Genomic DNA, 5,583 nt, shown 5'->3' with positions numbered 1-5,583 from the left:
CCTTCACTTTGTGGCAGATAAGTCATTGAAGCCGACGTACTAATAACCTTTGGGTTAATCATGGTGTATTCATGCAAAATGCCTTTTTCATCCGTAAAGTAGACCACAAACATCCGCTTATTCAAACCAATTTGATTAGCAGAAAGACCCACACCGGCACGCAGTCCATACTTTTTAGATATAACAGGATCCTGGCTGTTTTTCAAGAATTGCATCATACAAATCAATGTCTCTTTATCCTCTTTTGATAATGGAAGCTCCACCTCTTCCGTTACTTGGCGAAGACTTGGACTACCTTCCTTCACAATATCTTTCATCGTTATCATATAATCGCTCGTGAATTTACTCAATTTTGTATTCAACTGCCTTCATTATGTTATTTTCTTGCCTTAAAGCCCTGCTTTGACACGAAAGGCACCTTATCATGCTTATATTTTATCATTCCCTACCTACAAATTCAAAATGCTCATATTCCGCTTTTCGTAAAATTAAACCTAATTTAGTAAAATAACATAATTTACCTATATTATTAGGCAGTATACCCATTTATAATATAACTATATTTCTTATAATTGTAGATATATTCCAAAAGGAGATGAGTAGTTGAATTCGAAGGTCAAACTAATGTCGAAAGTACTTCCACTTGTTATTTTATCATTTGTGATTTTGGGAGGAATTACCTGGTATGTACTAGATAAAAATCAAGTAACATCCATTCCTTTTTCATCAGTTGAAAAAACAATTAAAGCCCAAAATGGCCAATCTGTTTCTATAAAAGAGAAACCAAACGGTAAATTATCCATCGTTACCTCGAATGGCACATTCGTATCACACATCCCACCTAACAGCCAAATGGTAAATAAATTAGTTTCCACATATAACATACAATATGTATACTCTTCTACAAACGCCTACAGTATCTGGATTTTTGGCGGCGTGATCGGTTTACTTTTAGCAGCCGTTATAACGTTCCAAAAGAAATCTAAGGGCGGTATTGGGATTAAAGGGAAATCCAAGAATGCCGTATCGACTGCCCGTCCCCTTCCATCTATCACATTAGCTGATGTAGGCGGTCTACAGCCCGAAATCAAACAAGAGATTCTGCAAACACTTACCACATTAAAAGAACCAGAACGGTCAGCAAAGATTGGGATTAAGCCTCCTCAAGGCATCTTGCTATACGGTCCCCCGGGTACCGGAAAAACAATGTTGGCACAAGCTATTGCAAAAGAACTGGGGGCAAACTTCTTTTCAACAAGTGGTTCGGCCTTTAACGAAATGTTTGTCGGAGTCGGTGCATCTCGTGTGCGAAATTTATTTCAAAATGCCCGTAAACAGACTCCTGCCGTTATTTTCATTGACGAAGTTGACGCACTTGCTGGACGTAGAAAACAAAATGGCGGTGAAGAAGGGGAAAAGACCCTCACCGAACTGCTTGTTCAGCTGGACGGCGGCCACTCTAATGAAGGCATCCTATTTGTTGCTGCTACGAACCGAAAGGATATGCTTGATGAAGCCTTTCTACGCCCAGGGCGAATCGACTTCTCTTTTCAGGTCCCTCTTCCTGATACAACAGGCAGAAAGGAAATTATTGAAATTCACGCAAAAGGTAAACAACTGTCTATGGACGTTCTCGCATCTCTTGATAAACTAGCTGAAAGTACGTCAGGTTTTTCTGGTGCTGACCTTAGCTCGCTTTTTGAAACAGCTTCAAGACGAGCGTTACGTAATGGACAGGATCTAATCGAAAAAGATGATATTGATTATGCGATTGATCGTACTGTTCTTGGCAGTACCTCAAGAAGCTTGAATGACCCTGACACGAAACGCCGAGTGGCCATTCATGAAAGTGGACATGCCTTAATTGCTGCTCTGACAAAACCGGGTTCTGATCGAAAAGCGACCATCATCCCTCGCGGCGAAGCCTTAGGGTATGTGGCACCCATTCCAAAAGAACTTCATTTAGCTACGGCAAGTGAATTGTTAGATCAAGTTAAAATGATCGTAGCAGGCGGTGTTGCTGAAAGAATGTACTTAGGGGAACATAGTGTCGGCGTAGGCGGCGACGTTCAACAGGCGAAGCAGCTGCTTGAACAAATGGTCGATACCGGCCTGTTGCAAGACGGTTTCACCTTAACTTTTAATAAAGGTGAGAAAGAACAAAAGATGCAAGCCCTTTTCACTCAGGCAATTCAGGAGACGGAAAATTTAATTGATTTAAACCGCCCACAATACGAAAAACTCGTAGAGGTACTTTTGAAAAAAGAAACGATTGACGGCACAGAAGTTCAAATGATCGTTGATTCTCATGAAGCAAAGGTCCTATCATTTTCATAATCGTGAACAATGAAAGAACCCATTTTGAACATCGTTCAAAATGGGTTCTTTTTTTGGATTAGCTGGTCTTTTGAAATGCATATGGAGCAGGATTTACTTTGAGATTCATCGTACTATTATATTTATTTTGGACAAAGCTAATGGATATCGCTGCTATCAATGCGGGAATCGCAAAGCTAAGAAAATTTATATAAATAGGCAGCTTCAACTGTATTAATAGCCCGCCGATTGTCGGTCCCATTATCGCTCCAAACCTTCCTATTCCCAATGCCCACCCCAATGCAGTTGATTTTATCTGCGTTGGATAGAACATGGAGATATACGCATTGTTTAAATTTTGCGATCCAATGGTCGCTGCTCCAGCTATGGCGATCAATACATATAGTAATAGAGACCCTGGTTTAATACCAAGTACAATTAAACAGACTGCCCCTATACTAAAATAACTGATTAACACTCGTTTTGATCCAATTCGATCGGCCAGCCAGCCACCACATATCGAACCTACAATGGCTCCGATATTTAAGCAGCATAGAAATAGCAAGCTGGAATTCAATTCATAGCCCGCTTCAACCATTAGTTGTGGCAGCCATGTACCCAATCCATATACCATTAATAATCCCATAAAGCATGCGATCCAAAACATGATAGTTGACCTGCCTCGTTGATTTTCGAAGAGCTTTACAACAGGCACGCCGGATGTTGATAGTTCGTTGATAAATCGATCACTCTCATGTGGGACATAGGAGGGATCTAACCTGGTAACTATTTTTTTAGCTTTTTCATGTTCTCCCTTCTCTACATAATAATAGAGAGATTCAGGTAAAAATTTTATGAGAAAGGGGATTGCTGCTAACGGAATGGCCCCTATGAAAAACATCCATTCCCATCCTACTGTCGGAATGACCTTCATTCCAAAAAGAGAGACTAATATGCCTCCGATAGAATATCCGCTAAACATGATCCCTACCATGATATTCTTAATGGACTTAGGAGAATATTCAGAGGTGAGCACCACTAACAATGGAGGAATTCCTCCCAATCCAAGCCCCGCAAGAAAACGGTAGATAGCAAAATCTACTGCTCCTTGTGCTAACCCCGTCAATAAAGTAAACGAACCAAAAAGGGTAACACACGCAATAATTACTTTCTTCCTCCCTATTTTATCTGCTGCTATTCCACAAATAAGTGACCCGATTAATCCCCCAACTAATGTTAAACTTCCTATCAAGCCTAAGATACTTGGCGACGTCCCCCACTCTCGGCTTAAAGTTGGTATAACTGCTCCAAAAACAGTTAAATCATAGCCATCAAACAAGATAAGGAAAATACACCATAGTAAAACAGATAAGTGAAAAGAGTTAAATTTACTCCCTTCAATAACCTGCGCAACGTTAATTTGTCTCAATTTCAATTCCTCCATGTACATTGGGTTTCGTTACAGCCATGCCCAATCTCTCGCAAACTTCCTGAAATGTGACAGATATAGGCTGACTTCTAAACTGATCAGCATGGGCATGATGTGCACAAACAGAGAGACGGTAGTTACCATCTACCTCATACTGTCTGCATTTGTAATCCGTAACCTGTCTTTTTGTTTGCATATCCGTTATTTGAATGGATTCATTTGTATGCTTCTTCATAGAATATCCTTGTAACGTCTTGGCTAAGCCCATCCCAACGGCTTTACTATAACTTTCTTTCAATGTCCATATATCATAAAAGGCAGTAAGGCTATACTCGCTTGCCAGTACGTCTTGATACTCTTCTTCCGTAAATAGCTCCTTAGCAAGATGCAAATCATATGGTCCTATGTATTCAATATCTACGCCCACTGCATCAACATGAACAACACAAACTACATATTCACCGGAATGGGAGACGTTATAGTGAAAAGAAGGATAATCAGATAAAAATGGCTTACCATATTTATTAGTTGATATTTTCATTTTCTCGTTTGAACCGCATCGTTTTTGGAAGGCAAAACGTACAAGCAAATCACCAATCAGAGAACGGTATGTGTCATCAATCTTCACAAACCTTTTTAATCGATTCTGCCTTTCTTGTGAAACGTGAAAAAGTAAGTTTTCTATAACCGAATACTCTCGGCTTGCAGGTAATTTACAAATATACACCTCAACCATTAAAATCCCTCCTTTCATTAAGAACAAATAAATAGGGGCCGCTGATTTAATATTCAGCAACCCACTATTTTAAACTTCCTATCTATAACTAACTCACCCTAACTGACTCTTCCTCAGAACTTACTTTTGATTTCTGCATTGGCAAGAAGTCTTCTTTCTTCAAACTCAATGAAATGAATAGGCCTAAAACAAGAAACCCTGCAGAACCAAGGAGAGCAAACTGGTAGGATGCCAAGTTACTTCGTTCAATTCCGTCCATTGCCATCTCACTTGTTCCCAAAGCACCCAAAACACTGGCTAATAGGGCAACACCTACAGCAGAACCCACTCTATTTTGCACATTTAACCATGTAGTTGCTCTTCCCATCGATGCCGAATTGACATTTGTGAAAATCGAGGACTGTACAGCAATTACTGCATGCCCCAAGCATATGCCGACGCTAAATAATAAGAGTCGTAAAAACCAAGGGTTCGCTGTCGGACCAACTAGGCTGATGGTGGTAAAGATCAGAGCCGTCCCAAATAAGCCAAGACAAATCATCTGTTTACTATTCAGCTTCTTTGAAGTCCAAGGAATCATTCTCGAGGCGACCATAAGCCCCAGTGCCTCAGGAAAAGTAGCCATTCCGCTGTCCAATGCCGAGGCATTCATGGCATTTTGGTACATTAATGGGAATATAAAGAGCATTCCCATTAAAGCGGCCTGAGATAATAAAGAAATAAGCCCGAGTGATCGAAATAATCTGTCCGATAATAATCTTAAATCTAGCATCGGGTCTTTTACATGTAACTCCCACCAAACAAACAAACAGACAAGTATGAAACCGATTATACCCATATACATGATGACAGGTGAACCCCATCCAGTTGAAGGTCCGATACTCAGTGCATACATCAACATCGACAAACCCATAGCTGACAAGAGAAAGCCTACTAGGTCAAGCCTGCCTGCCGCTGGCTCTTTATGTTCCTTTAAGAATAGTAAACCGATTAGTAAGGGTGAGATTCCAAAAGGAATATTGATATAAAAAGCCCATCTCCATGATAGCTGCTCTGCCAAAAATCCACCGACAACCGGTCCGATAGCGGGTGCAAAGGCAAT

The 5,583-nt window shown here is 40.4% G+C and carries 5 protein-coding genes; 1 reads left to right on the top strand and 4 read right to left on the bottom strand.

What is annotated here, in order from left to right; all coding sequences use genetic code 11:
- A partial coding sequence (locus AC52RT_RS14120; protein ID WP_495541330.1) for a peptide deformylase occupies positions 1–350 on the bottom strand: 350 nt, incomplete at its 3' end.
- 253 nt (positions 351–603) lie between these two features.
- Between AC52RT_RS14120 and AC52RT_RS14115 the strand changes: the two genes are divergently transcribed.
- Positions 604–2,337: an AAA family ATPase gene (locus tag AC52RT_RS14115; RefSeq protein WP_495541329.1), complete on the top strand. Its 1,734-nt coding sequence runs from the start codon at positions 604–606 to the stop codon at positions 2,335–2,337.
- 58 nt (positions 2,338–2,395) lie between these two features.
- Here AC52RT_RS14115 and AC52RT_RS14110 read toward each other — a convergent pair whose 3' ends face one another.
- The 3 genes from AC52RT_RS14110 to AC52RT_RS14100 all read right to left on the bottom strand — a co-directional run.
- Entirely contained in the window at positions 2,396–3,745 is a 1,350-nt protein-coding gene (locus AC52RT_RS14110) for an MFS transporter (protein ID WP_495541328.1), read from the bottom strand.
- A complete protein-coding gene (locus AC52RT_RS14105; RefSeq protein WP_495541327.1) occupies positions 3,732–4,481 on the bottom strand; it encodes a 4'-phosphopantetheinyl transferase family protein in 750 nt (249 codons plus the stop codon). The genes AC52RT_RS14110 and AC52RT_RS14105 overlap by 14 nt, the downstream gene beginning before the upstream one ends.
- Positions 4,482–4,569: 88 nt before the next feature.
- A partial coding sequence (locus tag AC52RT_RS14100; RefSeq protein ID WP_495541326.1) for an MFS transporter occupies positions 4,570–5,583 on the bottom strand: 1,014 nt, incomplete at its 5' end.

This window comes from Peribacillus sp., assembly GCF_059453735.1.
This window is presented reverse-complemented; position numbering and strand designations above follow the sequence as displayed.